Below are 17,361 nucleotides of genomic sequence, written 5' to 3' on the forward strand. Positions count from 1 at the left end.
GTAGCGCAATTTCTATTTTGTGGCAATGCCTTTGAAAGCGGGCTGTGCAGGGTAGGGGCACAAAAGCACTGCTTTTGATGGGTAATTGCATTGCTTTTAGAACCTAATAACATTGCTATTGCGAGCCAATATCACAGCTTTTGTACAGTTATTGTTTTATGTTGTTTAATTGTTCTTGCGCTTTGTTTAATGCAGTGGAAAAGCCTTTGTGGTGCAAGGGTCTTTCCATTCTTTTTAGAATAGATCGCTTTTATGTCCTGTTAAGGAATTAACTCATTTGTAAATATATTTTTAATAAATTTATTTCATAATAGTTTGTTTTTTTTACATTCTACTTTCTTTTAAATAATAAAGGTGCTATGTTTGAGCTACTTAGCATGGTTTTGTTCTCTGTTTTATTGTTAATTACTTGCGTATTGATGTAAATCAGGTTTTAAATAATAAGAAATAGCTATCTAATTCTTTTACTTTGAAACTTAGTTCTTAAATTTATTGCTATTTAATATATAAAAAGTATGGCTTCATACAGTTTTTATACAAATAAGAGTTAATATGTGTTTAATTTGGAAAGTAGTTGCAACTTTCGCTTGCTTTGTTCGTCGCTTTTCCCTATTTTTGTAAAAATCGAAAAGATAACTGTTTTAAATTTCAATTTCAAAGAATACGTTGTTTATTTGTAATGAAACGTAAGAAATTGTTTGAGAGAGTATAAACTTGGATGTAAAAACTATTGTAAAGGCTGATTCTGTTTGTGAGTTGTAGCATAAAAAGATAAGTCCCACATCATTTATTATTATTTGTTATAAACCAAAAAGATTATGAGAAGAAGACTAACATTGATTTTTTTGAGTCTCTTTGTCGTCGTTTCTGCAGCTATTGCACAAACAACCGTAAAGGGATTAGTACTCTCTTCGGAGGGGAATGAACCTGTGATAGGTGCTTCAGTAAAAGTGGTTGGCGCAGATAAAGGCGTCATTACAGACACTGATGGTAATTTTTCGATAAGCGTAAACAGCTTAGACGAACGCTTAGAAGTATCATATATTGGTATGATTACTAAAATAGTGAAAGCTTCGCACAATTTAAAAGTAGTGTTAGATCCCGATCATAAACAGATAGATGAAGTGATTGTGGTGGCTTATGGTAAGCAAAAAAAGGAAGCATTTACGGGTGCAGCAGGTGTAGTAGGTAGCGAAACACTTAGCAAACGTGTTGTTTCTAATGCCTCAACAGCCCTTGCTGGTAGTGTAGCAGGTGTGCAAATGTATAGCACAAACGGCGCTCCTGGAGCAGATCCAATCATCCGTGTTCGTGGTATTGGTTCTATTTCTTCAAGCAATAAACCTCTTATTATATTAGATGGTGTACCTTATGATGGTGATATTTCATCAATCAACCCTTCTGATATTGCTTCAATGACCGTATTGAAAGATGCTGCTTCGAATGCTATCTATGGTGCTCGTGGTGCTAATGGTGTTGTGATGATTACCACAAAGAATGGTAATACGGGCGATGCTAAGGTTACTTTCGATGCTAAATGGGGTACAAATAGCCGCTTAATTCCACAATATGACATTATAAAAGACCCAGGACAGTATGTTCAAACACAGTTCAAGAGCCTCTATAATTCACAACTTTACGCTGGACAATCAGCGGCAGATGCTTACGCTTACGCAACAGCTAGTATCTTTGATGCCAACAATGGTGGTTTAGGTTACCCCATTTACACTGTTCCAACAGGTGAAAACCTAATAAAAGAAGATTTCAGTATCAATCCAAACGCAAAGCTTGGATATTCTGATGGCACCTATTATTATACTCCAGACGATTGGTATAGCGCTGCTATTAAATCAAGTTTCCGTCAAGAGTACAATGCTTCTGTGTCTGGAAAGAGCCCACGTTTGCAGTATTATGCAGGTATTGGCTACCTAGGAGATACAGGTTTGATTCCTAATTCAGAATTCAAACGCTACTCAGCACGTGTTAATGCAGACTATCAAGCAAAGAAATGGTTGCGCATTGGTACTAACCTTGCTTACGCATATACCAACACTCGTTTGGCAGCTGACCAAGATTCAGAAACAGGTTTCACATCTGCTGGTAACGTATTCTATATCTCTAATAGTATAGGTCCAGTGTATCCACTTTACGTTCGTAATGTAGATGGCTCAATAAAGATCAATCCTGCAACAGGAAACCCAGTGTACGACTCAGGTAATAACACTGCTTATAGTCGTGGAAACTTCGCTGGTAACGCTGTACGTGACGTGTATTATAACAAAGGAAACTCTGATCGTGATGTGCTAACAAGCAAGGTTTATGCTCAAATAACACCAATCGAGCACCTTGTTTTAACTACAAATATAGCAGCAAACCTTGTTAATCAACGTAGAAACGTGTTGTCTAGTAGCTTCGCTTCTGCAACAAATGAAGATGGAATAGCGTTTGTTCGTTCTACAAGAGCATTCGGTGTGAACAACCAATACTTAGCAGAATATAGCAATACATTCGGCAAAAACAGCTTAAGTGCATTGCTTGGATATGAAAAGTATCGTTATACTTATAAATATTTAGGTGCATCTAACGATCATCTTTACAACCCTTTCATTGGCGAATTGAACAATGCTGCGAACGCACCTCAAAGCCGTCCAAACTCATATGTAGACGAATACATGTCTCAAGGTATATTCTCTCGTTTGCAATACGACTACGAAGACAAGTATTTCGTTAGTGCTTCGTTCCGTAGAGACGCTTCTTCTGTGTTCCACAAAGACCACCGTTGGGGTAACTTTGGTAGTGTTGGAGCTGCTTGGTTGATAACAAAAGAACCATTTATGCAATCACTTACATGGTTGAACTCATTGAAGTTAAAGGCAAGTTGGGGTAAACAAGGTAACGATGCGTTGATTAATCCAACTACAAAAGAGCGTCAATATTATGCTTATCAAGACTTCTATTCGCCTTCATATAGCAACGGAAACTATTCATTAGTAATGACTTATAAAGGTAATAAAGACTTAACTTGGGAAACATCATACAGCTTTAATACTGGAGTTGAATTCAGTGTGTTGAACAATCGCATAACAGGTAGCATTGATTTCTTTAGCCGTAAGACTGTAGACCTTATCTATAATAAGCCAGTTCCACCATCTTCTGGTATCGTAACAGGCTCAATTCCAACCAACATCGGTAGCGTTTTGAACACAGGTGTAGAGGTTGATTTGAACGGAGTGATATTAAAAGGAAACGATTTACTATGGACTGCAAATCTAAACCTTACTCACTATAAGAATAAGATCTTATCGCTTTCACCTGAGTTAGAGGCTCTTGGAGGCCAAAAGGGTTCTGTATTTATTCGTAAAGTGGGCGGTTCACTTGCAAATGCTTATCTAAGAGAGTACGCAGGAGTAGACCCTTCAACTGGAGAAGCACGCTATTATAATGATCCCGACAATGGAGATTATAGCTATGCAACATCTTATAACGCTGCAACACGTACCGACTTAGGTGACCTTTTACCTAAATTTTACGGCGGATTCGGCACTCGTCTCGAGTTTAAGGGCTTCGATTTCTCTGCAATGTTCTCGTATCAGTTAGGCGGAAGAATATATGATGACGGATATGCATCATTCATGCACACTGGATCTGGAGTACACGTGGGAACCAATTGGCATAAAGATATCTTGAATGCATGGACTCCTGAGAATACAAATACAAACATACCACGTCTAAGTGCTGGTGATAATGTAACAAACAGCACATCAAGTCGCTTCTTAATTAGCTCAGATTATTTAAGCATTAACAACATCACTTTGGGTTATACTCTACCAAAGAGCTGGCTAAATAATATTGGTTTACAAGCTGCAAGAGTATATTTGGCATGCGATAACCTAGCAGTTTTCTCTGCACGTAAGGGTCTTGATCCACGTTATTCTTATGATGCTTCAGGAAATAATGGTGCATCTAGTGATTATCCTGCAATGCGTACAGTTACTGCAGGCGTACAAGTTACATTCTAAATAGGGGGAAATTATAATGAGATATACAAAATATTTATATACAGTTCTTGGTGTTGCGCTACTGGTTAGCTGCTCGGATATCAACGATATCACTACACAAGGAAACGATCTTTCTGCTGATCAAGTAGCAGAAACCAATAGAGTTAATCCAGAAAGACTAAAGGCAAGCGTCACAGGTCTATATCAAATTGCTGCCCTTCCGGGTAAAGTTTATGACACAGACAATGACGCTGGTATCATGACTTACATGCTTTCGGCAGATTGTAACGGTCCTGATATGACCAGTACAGCAGCAGGTTACAACTGGTATTTGCCCTCTTCTAACTACTCAGACCATTTAAGTTCAGCTGGAATCAATGCAGTTGGCTACAATACTTGCTACAATCAGATAGAGGCTGCCAATACTATTCTAAGACAAATAGATGAGTCTACAGCCACAGCTACACAAAAACACTATATCGGTAATGCACGATTTTGTAGAGCATTCGATTACTTGTTGCTTGCAACTCGTTATCAATTGAACTACCAAGTGGATAAAACAGCACTTTGTGTGCCCCTTGTTACAGAGAAAACAGCCGATGTTTACAATAACAAACGTGCCACAGTTGAAGAAGTTTACAATCAAATTATATCAGACTTAACATCTGCAATTGAGCTACTTCAAGGCTATGAGCGTCCTGATAAGAGATATGCTAACGTGGCAGTAGCTAATGGTTTGCTTGCAAGAACATATCTTGCAATGGGCGAATACGCAAAAGCTGCAGAGTATGCACAAAAGGCTATCGATGCAACCGATGCGCAACCAGCATCAATAAGCGATGTGTCTAAACCAACATTCTGCGACGCTTCGAAAGAAAACAACTGGATGTGGGGTATTCTTTTAACTGTAGATGATGTCTCATCTCGATCTATTGCACCCATGAGCTCACAGCTTTCATCATTCCCTGGCTATGGTTATACAGGCGCAGGAGCATGTTATAAGGATATAAATGTATTGTTATACAACAAGATTCCATCGACAGATGTGCGCAAAGAATGGTGGGTTGGACCTTCAAAAACCAACAGTCATTTAAATGGATTGACATGGGAAGAGGCTGGAGTAACATTGAAAGGCAATGAGATCATCACAGGTTCATTAGAATCAAAGCAACCATTTAGAGTTTATACCAACGTGAAGTTTGGTATGAAAGCAGGCATTGGTTCACCCAATAACAATAACGACTCGCCTCTAATGCGTGTAGAAGAGATGTATTTAATCAAGGCAGAAGGACTTGCAATGAGCGGTAATTTAGCTGCAGGAAAACAAGTGTTAGAAGACTTTGTGAAGACATATAGAGATCCATCATATAGCGTTACAGCTACAACAGCAGCGGCTTTCCAAAACGAAGTGTGGTTCCAACGTCGTGTAGAGCTATGGGGTGAGGGCTTCTCAATGTACGATTTGTTGCGCTTGCAAAAGCCACTTGTACGCTTCCATTCAGGCAAAGATAGCAATGTTGTAACCCGTTTGCGCTTCAATATGCCTGCAAACGATCCTTACTACGCATATCGTTTCACTCAAAAAGAGCGTGACAACAACAAGGGAATAGTAGATAACACCACAGGAAAAGAACCTGTTTCAGGACAAAATGGTGACCTAAGAGATGGTGTTACCGATTAAATAGATATTTATTTGGTTTATATATAACATAGAGTTACTCGCTAATCGCATTGATTCAGCAGGTAACTCTTTTTCGTTTCAAAGGCTCAAAGAACCTCATTTATGGCTACTTATATCGAAAAAGTGGTATATTTGCAAATAAAACGCATTTTAAATAAAAGATAAAAGTATAACAATAGATATAATGAAGTGGTTAGATATCATAACAAACAAACGTTTAGGGGAAGAAAATAAGCACCATTTGCGAATGGATGATAGGTCAGAATTCAAGCGAGACTACGATCGTTTGATCTTTTCGGCACCCTTTCGACGTCTTCAAAACAAAACACAAGTATTCCCATTGCCAGGTAGTGTGTTTGTGCATAACCGCTTAACGCATAGCTTAGAGGTGGCTTCTGTGGGTATGTCGCTGGGTAATGACGTGGCAAAAGAGTTGTGTTTGAAACACCCTTCATTACAAAATACTTTGTTTGAAGAGATTGGAACTATTGTTAGTGCAGCCTGCTTGGCGCACGATTTGGGTAATCCTCCCTTTGGACATAGTGGAGAAAGTGCCATACAATCTTACTTTTTAGAGGGCGAAGGGGCGCAACTTCAATCGCTATTAAAGCCCGAAGTGTGGAGCGATATCACCCATTTCGAAGGCAATGCCAACACCTTTCGCTTGCTTACCCATAGATTTAAGGGGCGACGAGAAGGCGGATTTGCTATGACTTATACTACTCTTGCTTCTATAGTGAAATATCCTTCGTCGTCGAACGCATCTCAAAAGAAAGGTAAGTTTGGCTTCTTTACCGAAGAAAAAGACGTGTTTCAGCGTGTAGCTAACGAACTAACCATTCCTTGTTTGCACGAGAATGGTTCCGAGTTGCGCTATGCTCGTCACCCACTTGTATATCTTGTTGAGGCAGCCGACGATATTTGTTATGAGGTGATGGACATCGAAGACAGTCATAAACTCAAGATCTTGTCGTTCGACGAAACCCAAAATCTTTTGCTTTCGTTCTTTGCTCCAGAGCGAAAAGCACAAATACTGCAGCGCATAGAAGAGGAAGAGCTTACGGATAAGAATGAAATTGTAGCTTATTATCGTGCTAATGTGATTGGAGCATTGATACGTGCGTGTGTGAAAGTGTTTGTGGATAACGAAGAAAAGATATTGAATGGCACTTTCGAAGGGGCGTTGATGAAGCACATCGACAAGCATCTTTATGAGGCATATCAGCATTGTGTAGACTTGTCTATTAAGCAAATATACAATAGTACGCCTGTTTTAAATGTAGAATTGAGTGGTTATAAAATCATTCAAACATTGTTGCACTCTTTCGTTAATGCTGCTCTCGAACCTAAAAAGTTCTATTCTCAGCAGATTTTGAAGCAGTTTAGCGAGCAATATGACATCACTAACGACGACTTGAATGTGCGAATTATGGCTGTGTTAGATTATATTAGTGGTATGACAGACTTGTATGCGCTTAATATTTATCAGCGAATTAGCGGTATTTCGTTACCACTTGCTTAGTATATTCGTGCCTGTTAGGTCTACTTCTCCTTTCTATTAGAATGGAAAGGAGGATGATATAAGATTTAATTTTCTTGATAATATATACCCCTTCTCGGTGAGATGAAGAAGTGAGGGTAATTCTATTGCAAACAGAAAGCATTGCTTTTGCATGGTGAAAACAATGCTTTTATCGTATAATCTCAATGCTTTTAAGATATAAACTCAATGCAATTGCCAGACGCTTGCAAAGTGTCTGAAGAATAAAGGGATAGCAAAGGGTGGGCGAGTAGCAAGAGAATGTTCTCGAAGAAAGGCGTAATAAAACAAAAAGAGCTTAGCAACTCACCTCTAAAATGGTGTGTTTCTAAACTCTTTCGTTGTTTCTTTGGGTGAAATCTTTGTTGTTTTACAATCTAGTTGATAACTAAATGCCAACAAAGAATGGTTCATCAGTTTTTGAATAAGTATGAAACTTAATACTCGTCTTCGTTAAATAGAAAGTCTTCTTTAGAAGGATAGTCAGGCCAAATATCTTCAATACTTTCGTAAACATCGCCTTCGTCTTCTATTTCTTCAAGGTTTTCAATAACTTCAAGAGGTGCTCCCGAACGTGAAGCATAATCTAATAGCTCTTCTTTTGTTGCAGGCCAAGGTGCATCTTCCAATTTAGATGCAAGTTCAAGTGTCCAATACATAGTTGTGATATTTTTGTTTTTTGTTTAAATCAGTATTTATATAAGGAATTCGTTTTGTATTGAGTTTTTAAAAATCTCAATCAGATTGACTCTTTATAGTTTTAGTTTTGCACAATAGCAGTTTTGTTGTTGTGGTGCAATTCAATTTTTCTTCTTGATGACTACAAAAATAATAATTTTTGGTTAATATGCAAAAGTTCTCTTATTTTTTTGCCCTTGATACCTATAATTTGTTTATTCTGTTCTTAAATACTAAATATCCGTCTTATAAGCATGTCGTGGAAGCGATGTGAATGCAGTTGAAGAGAGATGAGACACCATTGTTCTTACTAGTTGTTTGCCTTTGGATAAGATACTCGAGTGTGATAGATCGATTTCAAACGATCTATTAATACCTGTTTCGAAATGGTGATATCTTTAAACGTAATAGGGCAGTTGGTGAAATATCCGCTATTGAGTTGTTCGTCAATAAGTGTGTTAACTAAGTTCGAAATACTTTCTTCAGTGTACTCAGTAAGTGATCTTGAGGCAGCTTCTACTGTATCGGTCATCATCAATACTGCTTGTTCTCGAGTGAAAGGATTAGGACCTGGATATTGGAAAGGTGCTTTGTCGACTTCTTCATCAGGGTGTTCATTCTTATATTTAATATAAAAATATTTGGTAAGTCCTTCTCCATGATGAGTTAAGATGAAGTCTTTTATGAATTGAGGAAGATTGTGTTTCTCTGCCATTCTCAAGCCTTCGGTTACGTGACTGATGATAATTCGGGCACTTTCTTTATATGGGAGATTGGTGTGCGGATTGTTTCCTACTTGATTTTCTGTGAAGAATGCTGGTGAAACCATCTTTCCAATATCGTGATAAAGAGCCCCTGTACGAAGCAATAGGCTGTTTGCTCCAATTTTATTGGCTATTGCTGCTGCAAGATTCGCAACGGTAATAGAATGCTGAAAGGTTCCTGGAGCAACCTCACTCATCTCTCTTATTAAGCTCTTATTGGTATCCGACAACTCAAACAGAGTGACATCGGATATAAAACCAAATGTTTTTTCGATGAGATACATTAAAGGATAGGTTAATAATAGCAATAAACCATTGGCAATAAAATGATAATACATCTCATGGTCGAGTGCAACATTACTATCGTTTTGCATAAACTGTAATGCAAAATAGATGGTGGCAGATGATAAAACTACAAAAAGAGCTGCCTTAAGAATCTGTACTCGTTGTGAAAGTTCACGTAAAGAATAAAGACCAACCATTCCCGAAACCAACTGAACCATGATGAATTCAAACTGATATTTAAGGGCTGCAGCACATAAAAGCGTTATAATGGTGTGAGTTAAGAAGGCTGTTCGGGTATCCATAAATACACGAGTGAAGATAGGTACCATTGCGAAAGGAATGATATAAACGCTGAAAAAGCTTCTTGTAACAATGATAGAAACCAGTATGGGGAATAGCGTTATCATCGTATAAAGCATGGCAATGTTTCTTGTTTTGAAGAAATAGTCTTTTCTGAATAATGCTAAATAGCTTGTAAAGAGTCCAACTAAAATTAAAACAAATAGCAATTGACCAATAAAGGTGCGTGTAATTTCTCCAGAAGAAGAACTTCTACGATGCATTTCCCGTTCAAATGAATTAAGAACTCTATAAGTATAGTCGTCGACAATTTCCCCTTTATCAATAATTTTCTGACCGCTGACAACAATTCCGCTTGCAACAGCAATGCCACTGAGCAAGTCTGTTCTCTCAGTTTCAGTTCTTTTGCGGTCATAAATAAGGTTGGGTTCAAGGAAATCGTTGAGGTCTGCTCTTTGAAGTATGGCTTTTTGAGTAACTAATCGGTCGTCGTTTAAAAGCTGTTCGTATGCAGACATCGTTGAATAAACACAGTTTAAAGCCACACTTTGTGCCTCTTTTCCTGCCACAATACGTATTGCTGCAGACGAATCTTTTGCCATTTCGTTATACTCTTTTGTATAAATAATGCCCGCTTGGTATAGCCTATGAAGTCTGTTCGCAATGATATTCTTATATTCGTTGGGTAGATTTGGAATTCCATCTTTAAACTTCTCATTGAAGCGAGCAATGTTGGTGGCTTCTATCGAAGGCGAATAATTATAATAAGGCATAAACAATTGCAAAAGAGAATCTTGCTCTTTCTTTATCGACTCGTCTGTTTTATACACAGGAAAGTCGAACTTTGCAATGAAAGAACCATATACCCAAGGACGTCCAATGTCGTATCTAAATCGCTGTTCTTTACTTCTTGGTAAGAACCAAACAATGAGAACGACACTTAAAAGAATAAGAGCTGCTGTGGATAAGAAACCCTTTAAAGAATTATTTTTTATTGGATTGATTTCCATGTATCGAAAAAACTTTACTAAATTTACAATGCGAAAATACAAAAAAAATACGCTAAAATAAAGAAAAAGATGTAATTTTGCATGAAATTTAATATCTTATATAATAGTAAGACTATGACAGATAGAAAAGTAAGAGTACGTTTTGCACCCAGTCCTACAGGTGCTTTACATATCGGAGGTGTAAGAACTGCCCTTTATAATTACCTCTTTGCACGTCAGCATGGAGGCGACTTTGTGTTTAGAATCGAAGATACTGACTCAAATAGATTTGTTCCTGGAGCCGAAGAATACATCATAGAATCATTCCGTTGGTTAGGTCTTACATTTGATGAAGGCGTTGGTTTGGGCGGAGAATATGGTCCTTATCGTCAAAGTGAACGTCGACATATCTATAAAAAATATGTAGATGAGCTTTTAAATAACGATAAAGCGTACATCGCTTTCGATACTCCTGAAGAGTTAGAAGCTAAACGTAACGAGATAACTAACTTTCAATACGATGCAAGTACACGTCAATTGATGCGCAACTCTTTAACAATGAGTAAAGAAGAGTGCGAAAAACGCATTGCAGATGGTGAACAATATGTTGTTCGTTTCAAAGTAGAACCAGGCATAGATGTACACGTTCACGATCTTATTCGTGGAGAAGTGGTTATCAAGAGCGATATCATTGACGACAAAGTACTTTACAAAAGTGCCGATGAATTGCCCACTTATCACTTGGCAAATATTGTAGACGACCACCTAATGCTTATCTCTCACGTCATAAGAGGTGAAGAATGGCTACCAAGTGCGCCTTTACATGTGTTGTTATACGAAGCTTTTGGCTGGCAAGACACAATGCCTCAATTTGCTCATCTACCTCTACTTCTCAAACCAGAAGGTAAAGGTAAGCTTAGTAAACGTGACGGAGATAGACTCGGTTTCCCTGTTTTTCCATTAGAATGGAAGGATCCTAAGACTGGAGAAGTATCGTCTGGATTTAGAGAATGTGGCTATTTCCCCGAAGCAGTAATCAACTTTTTGGCTCTATTAGGATGGAATCCAGGAACCGAGCAAGAACTATTTACATTAGAAGAGCTTGTTAATGCGTTCGATATTACAAAGTGTAGCAAGTCTGGAGCACGCTTCGATTATCAAAAAGGAATATGGTTTAACCACGAATATATATTGCACAAGAGCAACGAGGAGATAGCAAAACTCTTCGCATGTGTTGTTGCAAATAATGGAGTTGACGAGACATTAGAGCGCATTACGCTTGTTGTGTCGATGATGAAAGACCGAGTTAACTTTGTACATGAATTGTGGCCATTGTGCTCTTTCTTCTTCCTTCCACCATTAGAGTACGATGAAAAGACTGTAAAAAAGCGTTGGAAAGAGAATTCTGCACAAGTAATGACCGAGCTTGCAGGCGTTCTTGAGTCGTTAGACGACTTTAGTATCGAGCATCAAGAGCACGTTGTGATGGCTTGGGTCGAAGAAAAAGGCTACAAGTTAGGCGATGTTATGAATGCATTCCGATTGGTATTGGTTGGTATTGGCAAAGGACCTGGAATGTTTGACATCTCTGCTTTCCTTGGAAAAGAAGAGACCTTGCGTCGTATTCGCCGAGCTGTTGAAATATTAAAGTAAAAGAATTAGATCATAAAAGTGCTATGAGAGCCAATCTCTCTATAGCACTTTATCTTTGTTTTGCAATGCTTTTGAGTAGTAAAAGAAGCCTTATTATATCATAAAAGATGCCCTATTACCCTGCAAAAGTATTTCAATTAACAAATATATTTCGTTGAATTAAAAAATAAGAACGTTTTGTATCACATCGCAATATACCTATATTTAATAGGAGTCGCTATTCTCTCACTCTTTAATCGCAAAGTAAAGAAGATGTGGAAAGGCGAACGTGAAGCCGTGAAAACGCTGAGGGAGAAAGTAGATCCTAATGCGAAATACATTTGGTTTCACGCAGCTTCGCTTGGAGAATTTGAACAAGGACGTCCTCTTATTGAGTATATTCGCAAGCATTATCCAAGTTATAAGATTCTACTTACCTTCTTTTCGCCTTCAGGATACGAAGTTCGTAAAGACTATGAACATGCTGATATAGTGTGTTATTTGCCTTTAGATACCGTATTTAATGCACAAAGATTTTTAAATGCCATACGTCCTAGTATGGTGTTCTTCATTAAATACGAGTTTTGGTATAACTACTTACACATCTTAAAGAAAAGAAATATCCCCGTATATAGCGTTAGTAGTATCTTTAGACCCAATCAAATATTTTTCCGTTGGTATGCTTACAACTATCGAAAGGTATTGAAGTGTTTCACACATTTCTTCGTTCAGAACGAGAAAAGCAAAGAATTGCTATCTACAATAGGCATTCATAATGTAGATGTTGTGGGCGATACACGTTTCGATAGAGTGTTAGATATAAAGGAGCAAGCCAAAGACTTGCCCCTTGTTCAAGCCTTTATTGCTAATAAACCCACCTTTGTTGCAGGCTCAAGTTGGGCTCCCGACGAGCAAATCTTTATAAAATACTTCAACGAACACCCCAATTGGAAGCTCATTATTGCTCCTCACGTGGTGAATAAAGAACATATTGATAGCATAAAAGCACAGGTTTCAGGTCGTGTAGTGTTGTATAGTGAAGCGTCAAAAGCCGATGTTGAGACAGCAGATTGCATGATAATCGATTGTTATGGCTTGCTTTCGAGCATCTATCGATATGGAAATATTGCTTATGTTGGAGGCGGATTTGGAGTAGGAATACACAATGTTCTCGAGGCAGCAGTGTGGAACATCCCCGTAATTTTCGGTCCAAACAATCGCAATTTCATGGAAGCTCGCAACCTAATTGCCGCTTCTGGAGGCTTTGAAATAAGCTCTTACGCTAATTTTGAGGCGTTAATGCAACGTTTTTCGCAATCTCCTGCCTTCTTAGAGCAAAGCGGAAACAATGCAGGGCAATTTGTAAAAGACTTTACAGGAGCCACTACTCGAGTGTTAAGTCACATCAAATTGTAAACAGAGAGCTACCATCCCTTAAACGATTGTTGATATTTGGAAAAGTGATTACATTCAAATTGATAGATGTAAGTTGCTTTACTTCAATTCATTAATCAATAAGTTTCACTCAAAAGAATTGTTTTAGCTATGAATTCGATTGCAGATTTTAATACCGCTCGAGAGCTATTACAATCTTTCGAACAAGATGTTTCGACCGAATATCTATTTCGAAACATTCCCAAGTCGCAGTTTTTACGAGATTTAAATCACGACATAGAGCACCCAAATACCATCTTTCAAGGCGAAAATGGAACGTGTGGAGCTGCCGTTTTGTGCAAGTATTTAGTAGAAGAGCACGTTGTTATATATGTAGAAATGGCGTTGTCGCTCTATAAAAACGGCACATTCACCCGAAATAAACTACATCTTTCTATTCCGAAATCCATGCTTAAAGAGATCGACAAGCGACTCCAACGCATGACAATCAATAGCGTCTCTGCCATTATGCAAGGCGCATTAACCCATCATCAGAATCTTTTTTTATCGTATAATGCCTTGAAACACGGATCAGGTTGTCGTTCATTTATGTGGCAGTGGTATCCTTCTAAATTCATAAAACAGCTTTTAGGCATATCCGTAAAGATGCTTTTCTTGCCCCCAATGCGCACCCTTCAAACCATTAATTTTAGTAAATTCTTTGTCATTGGCTTAGTGCATCACAACAAAAAACAAGTAAGTTGCGGCTTTCCAAACCATTATATCGAATTGAAAAGCTGTGGTGAAGGGCTAGGGTATTATTGGACTTGGGGCGAGAATGCGTTACGCACCTTTGCCAATGAACATTTACCTTTGAAATTCTTTATTGCCTATTTGGTGCCACGAACAAAGCAAAAAGAGGAGGATCGAGACTAAAAAGAAAACCAAGAACATGGTGTTCTTAGTAAAATAGTCGGGATGAGGCGACTCGAACGCCCGACTCCTACGTCCCGAACGTAGTGCGCTACCAACTGCGCTACATCCCGATTAGGGTAAAAAAGATAGAGAATAGAGAAACAAAGCTCTATATATACCACAAAGATACACTTTTTTTTAACACGTTAAATAAATTGTTTACAAAAAGTTTGGAAGATAAATAAAAAAACATTACCTTTGCAAACGCAATTAAGAAACAATGGTACCATAGCTCAGTTGGTAGAGCAAAGGACTGAAAATCCTTGTGTCCCCGGTTCGATTCCTGGTGGTACCACAGTTCAAGAAGAGGTTTATTACTTTTGAAGTAGTAAACCTTTTTTGCGTATATAGCCTTTAACTTGTTCGTGATAGTATTGTCATGGCGTTCCAAAAGCATTGCTTTTAGGGCGCAAAAGGACTGCTTTTACCTGCTAAAAGCATTGATATTAGAGTGCAAAAGTAGTGTTTTTATTTTTCAATTGAAAAGTATTTGAAAATCAAGAAGATAGAGAGTGGGGTGTAAATGCCTATTCCTTCTCGCTTTTTTCGTGCTCATCTTTCTTTATTTTTATTAGGTCTTTGGTCTTTCTTGGTACGCAAATCCTATGTACCTATGGTCTGTTTCTCTCTTTATTTGCATAAAGAGTGGTTGCTCTTGCAATGAAAAAGAGCAAGAAAAGAAAAAGATAAGAAAGAAAAAGCGATAGAATTATAGTCTGCCTTCTTCTCTATAAGAAAAGAATTTGCCATCTCCAACGATGATATGATCGAGGAAAAAGAGGCGAAGAAAGTCGCATCCTTCTTTCAATTGTCTGGTTAGTTGGTCGTCGGCTCTGCTTGGTTGAATATTATTACTGGGGTGATTGTGGCAGAATACCACTACGGTGGCATTGCACAAAAGAGCTTCTTTCACCACAAGACGCACGTCGACAGCCGTTTCTGTTATGCCTCCTTTCGACAATTGGACAGCTTTGATGAGCTTGTAGCCTTGATTAAGGTATAAAACCAAGCCGTGTTCAACGCTCTGTTCGCCAATAATGCAATGTGCATAGCGATATATAGCCTCGGCACTACTAAGCGTTTCTTGCTCTATAACATCCGATTTGGCACGTCGTTTACCCAATTCACATGCCGCAAGAATGGTTACTGCCTTGGCTTCTCCAATACCTTTAAAAGCCATTAGTTCTCTTGCCGTCATCTTTCCCAATGCATTAAGGTTGTTATTGCATTGTGTCAGCACCTGTTTCATCACCATCACGGCATCTGTTTCGGCATATCCTGTGCCTATAAGAATAGCCAATAGTTCGGCATTCGACAAATATTGAGCACCTTGTTTCAATAGTTTCTCTCGTGGTCTGTCGTCTTCGGGCCAGTAAGTAATACTGAGTTTTTTCTCCATTAGTTAGTAAGTAGTAGTTGGTTTGTTGGTTAGGTGGGGTAGGAAAACCCTATTTATAAAAGTTCTTTTCAAAGGCTTGAAACTCGTCTAAGCCTCGAAAACATCGCTTCCACCATGCTTTGATAAAGCCAAGTCCATAGCCCATCAACTGCGTAAAGGCTGCACCTACTGATAAAAAGCCAATTTTCATGCTCTTATAGTGCGTTGCTGAGTCGATAAATATGAGGATACTGTAAAGCAAAAGGAGTGAAAGTGGAATGAAACTGCGCAAAAGAAGGGCAGAAAGGCATAGCAAGAACACCCCAATGGTGAACACTGCGGGCAAAAGATGCACCAGCTTTAACGACGAAGGGTATTTCTTGTATAAGTTAATTCGTGCTATTCCGCTGTTGTAAACCTGCTTAAAGAACTTGCGAAAATCGGTTCTTCGTTTGTGATAAACCCATGCTTCGGGAAACAATCGACATCTATATCCATTGTCGAAGATACGTATTGAAAAGTCGATATCTTCGCCAAAGCGCATCTTTGAGAATCCGTTCAAAGTCTTATAAACATCGCTTTTGATGCCCATGTTATACGAACGGGGATAGAATTTGTCGAGTTTTTTCTTACCGCCTCTTATTCCTCCTGTGGTAAAAAACGAGGTCATAGAGTAAGAAATGGCTTTTTGTATGGGTGAAAAGTCGTGATGTGCCCTGTCTGGACCACCAAAAGCGTCGCATGATTCTCGGTTAATTTCGTCGAGAATATGTTGTATATAAGTTTCGGGAAGTACCACATCGCTATCTAATACGATGTAATATTCACCGCAAGACCTATCTGCTCCGTAGTTTCTTGATTGTCCTGGACCGCTATTTTCTTTGTAATAATAATGTAAGTTCAATTGTTCAGAAAAGCGTTCGCACACCTCTTTACATGTAATTTGCGAACCATCTTCCACCACAATCACCTCGAACATACTGCTATCTACAGTTTGTTGGGTTAAGCTTTGCAAGAGTTCTTCTACCTCATTGGGTCGGTTGAACACAGGAATGATGAATGAAAATAACGGCATAGACGGTTTAGTGTTTTAGAAAAGTAATGAAACAAAACGGCAACCCTTTATCACTTGGTTCTAAAGGGTTGCCGTTTCGATATGTAAATTATTCTTTTACACGTTGAATGTAAGAACCATCTCGTGTGTCAACTTGAATCAAATCGCCTTCATTGATAAACAAAGGAACACGGATTTCTACACCTGTTTCAAGTGTTGCAGGCTTAGTTGCGTTAGTTGCAGTGTCGCCTTTGATACCTGGTTCGCTGTGACTAATGCGTAAGTTTGTCTTCACTGGCATCTCAGCAAACAACACAGTGCCGTCTGTTGTGTCTGTAACAACTTCAACAACATCGTTTTCTTTCATGAAAGCAACACCAGAAATAGCCTCACGAGCGATTGGAGATTGCTCGAAAGTTTCTTGGTTCATGAAGATAAAGTCTTCGCCATCTTGATATAAATATTGGTAAGGACGACGTTCAATGCGTACATCTTCAAGTTTGAAACCAATTTGGAAAGTACGTTCAAGTACACGTCCTGTGGTTACATTCTTTAGCTTTGTACGCATAATTGTATTACCTTTACCTGGTTTTACATGTTGGAAGTCGATGCAAAGCCATATACCATTGTCCATACGGATGCAAGTTCCGATCTTAATTTCTTGTGAGTTGATCATTTTTGTTTATCTATTTTTGATATTAACTTTTTATTCT

Annotated in this window: 11 protein-coding genes and 2 tRNA genes; 7 read left to right on the top strand and 6 right to left on the bottom strand. The window is 38.4% G+C overall.

Features of this window, described 5'->3' with window-relative positions:
• Positions 1-818 precede the first annotated feature (818 nt).
• The 3 genes from HMPREF0669_RS02410 (at position 819) to dgt (ending at position 7,201) form a co-directional block, all read left to right on the top strand.
• Positions 819-4,019 (top strand): TonB-dependent receptor, encoded by a 3,201-nt coding sequence (locus HMPREF0669_RS02410; protein WP_020967959.1) that lies wholly within the window; start codon positions 819-821, stop codon positions 4,017-4,019.
• Between the two features lie 16 nt (positions 4,020-4,035).
• The gene (locus tag HMPREF0669_RS02415) at positions 4,036-5,679 is read left to right on the top strand and encodes a RagB/SusD family nutrient uptake outer membrane protein (RefSeq protein ID WP_009228603.1); all 1,644 of its coding nucleotides are present in this window, start codon (positions 4,036-4,038) and stop codon (positions 5,677-5,679) included.
• A 184-nt stretch (positions 5,680-5,863) separates the two neighbouring features.
• Complete coding sequence (gene dgt / locus HMPREF0669_RS02420) at positions 5,864-7,201, top strand: dGTP triphosphohydrolase (RefSeq protein ID WP_009228604.1); 1,338 nt, start codon at positions 5,864-5,866, stop codon at positions 7,199-7,201.
• A 455-nt stretch (positions 7,202-7,656) separates the two neighbouring features.
• On the opposite strand, the gene HMPREF0669_RS02425 is transcribed toward dgt, so the two are convergent.
• Both HMPREF0669_RS02425 and HMPREF0669_RS02430 read right to left on the bottom strand, forming a co-directional pair.
• Positions 7,657-7,878 (bottom strand): DUF2795 domain-containing protein, encoded by a 222-nt coding sequence (locus tag HMPREF0669_RS02425; RefSeq protein WP_009228605.1) that lies wholly within the window; start codon positions 7,876-7,878, stop codon positions 7,657-7,659.
• Positions 7,879-8,207: 329 nt separating this feature from the next.
• Positions 8,208-10,256: an HD family phosphohydrolase gene (locus tag HMPREF0669_RS02430; RefSeq protein ID WP_009228606.1), complete on the bottom strand. Its 2,049-nt coding sequence runs from the start codon at positions 10,254-10,256 to the stop codon at positions 8,208-8,210.
• Positions 10,257-10,370: 114 nt separating this feature from the next.
• Here HMPREF0669_RS02430 and gltX point away from each other — a divergent pair, with 114 nt between their 5' ends.
• The 3 genes from gltX to HMPREF0669_RS02445 all read left to right on the top strand — a co-directional run bounded on the left by gltX (position 10,371) and on the right by HMPREF0669_RS02445 (position 14,177).
• Positions 10,371-11,888: a glutamate--tRNA ligase gene (gene gltX, locus HMPREF0669_RS02435; protein ID WP_009228607.1), complete on the top strand. Its 1,518-nt coding sequence runs from the start codon at positions 10,371-10,373 to the stop codon at positions 11,886-11,888.
• Positions 11,889-12,065: 177 nt separating this feature from the next.
• The gene (locus tag HMPREF0669_RS02440; protein WP_009228608.1) at positions 12,066-13,283 is read left to right on the top strand and encodes a 3-deoxy-D-manno-octulosonic acid transferase; all 1,218 of its coding nucleotides are present in this window, start codon (positions 12,066-12,068) and stop codon (positions 13,281-13,283) included.
• 129 nt (positions 13,284-13,412) lie between these two features.
• Positions 13,413-14,177: a hypothetical protein gene (locus HMPREF0669_RS02445; RefSeq protein ID WP_009228609.1), complete on the top strand. Its 765-nt coding sequence runs from the start codon at positions 13,413-13,415 to the stop codon at positions 14,175-14,177.
• A 37-nt stretch (positions 14,178-14,214) separates the two neighbouring features.
• Here the strand turns inward: HMPREF0669_RS02445 and HMPREF0669_RS02450 are convergent.
• Positions 14,215-14,287 (bottom strand) — tRNA-Pro (locus HMPREF0669_RS02450).
• Between the two features lie 151 nt (positions 14,288-14,438).
• Between HMPREF0669_RS02450 and HMPREF0669_RS02455 the strand changes: the two genes are divergently transcribed.
• Positions 14,439-14,511 (top strand) — tRNA-Phe (locus tag HMPREF0669_RS02455).
• A gap of 414 nt (positions 14,512-14,925) precedes the next feature.
• On the opposite strand, the gene radC is transcribed toward HMPREF0669_RS02455, so the two are convergent.
• The 3 genes from radC to efp all read right to left on the bottom strand — a co-directional run bounded on the left by radC (position 14,926) and on the right by efp (position 17,324).
• On the bottom strand, positions 14,926-15,615 hold the full coding sequence (gene radC / locus HMPREF0669_RS02460) for a DNA repair protein RadC (protein ID WP_009228611.1): 690 nt from the start codon (positions 15,613-15,615) through the stop codon (positions 14,926-14,928).
• 49 nt (positions 15,616-15,664) lie between these two features.
• The gene (locus HMPREF0669_RS02465) at positions 15,665-16,669 is read right to left on the bottom strand and encodes a glycosyltransferase family 2 protein (RefSeq protein ID WP_009228612.1); all 1,005 of its coding nucleotides are present in this window, start codon (positions 16,667-16,669) and stop codon (positions 15,665-15,667) included.
• Positions 16,670-16,757: 88 nt separating this feature from the next.
• On the bottom strand, positions 16,758-17,324 hold the full coding sequence (gene efp / locus HMPREF0669_RS02470) for an elongation factor P (protein ID WP_009228613.1): 567 nt from the start codon (positions 17,322-17,324) through the stop codon (positions 16,758-16,760).
• Positions 17,325-17,361: the final 37 nt, after the last annotated feature.

The organism is Prevotella sp. oral taxon 299 str. F0039, from assembly GCF_000163055.2.
GTDB lineage: Bacteria > Bacteroidota > Bacteroidia > Bacteroidales > Bacteroidaceae > Prevotella.

Coding starts and splice junctions, on each gene's coding strand:
- HMPREF0669_RS02410 (WP_020967959.1), top strand. CDS start 819: ATGAGAAGAAGACTAACATTGATTTTTTTGAGTCTCTTTGTCGTCGTT.
- HMPREF0669_RS02415 (WP_009228603.1), top strand. CDS start 4,036: ATGAGATATACAAAATATTTATATACAGTTCTTGGTGTTGCGCTACTG.
- dgt (WP_009228604.1), top strand. CDS start 5,864: ATGAAGTGGTTAGATATCATAACAAACAAACGTTTAGGGGAAGAAAAT.
- HMPREF0669_RS02425 (WP_009228605.1), bottom strand. CDS start 7,878: ATGTATTGGACACTTGAACTTGCATCTAAATTGGAAGATGCACCTTGG.
- HMPREF0669_RS02430 (WP_009228606.1), bottom strand. CDS start 10,256: ATGGAAATCAATCCAATAAAAAATAATTCTTTAAAGGGTTTCTTATCC.
- gltX (WP_009228607.1), top strand. CDS start 10,371: ATGACAGATAGAAAAGTAAGAGTACGTTTTGCACCCAGTCCTACAGGT.
- HMPREF0669_RS02445 (WP_009228609.1), top strand. CDS start 13,413: ATGAATTCGATTGCAGATTTTAATACCGCTCGAGAGCTATTACAATCT.
- radC (WP_009228611.1), bottom strand. CDS start 15,615: ATGGAGAAAAAACTCAGTATTACTTACTGGCCCGAAGACGACAGACCA.
- HMPREF0669_RS02465 (WP_009228612.1), bottom strand. CDS start 16,669: ATGCCGTTATTTTCATTCATCATTCCTGTGTTCAACCGACCCAATGAG.
- efp (WP_009228613.1), bottom strand. CDS start 17,324: ATGATCAACTCACAAGAAATTAAGATCGGAACTTGCATCCGTATGGAC.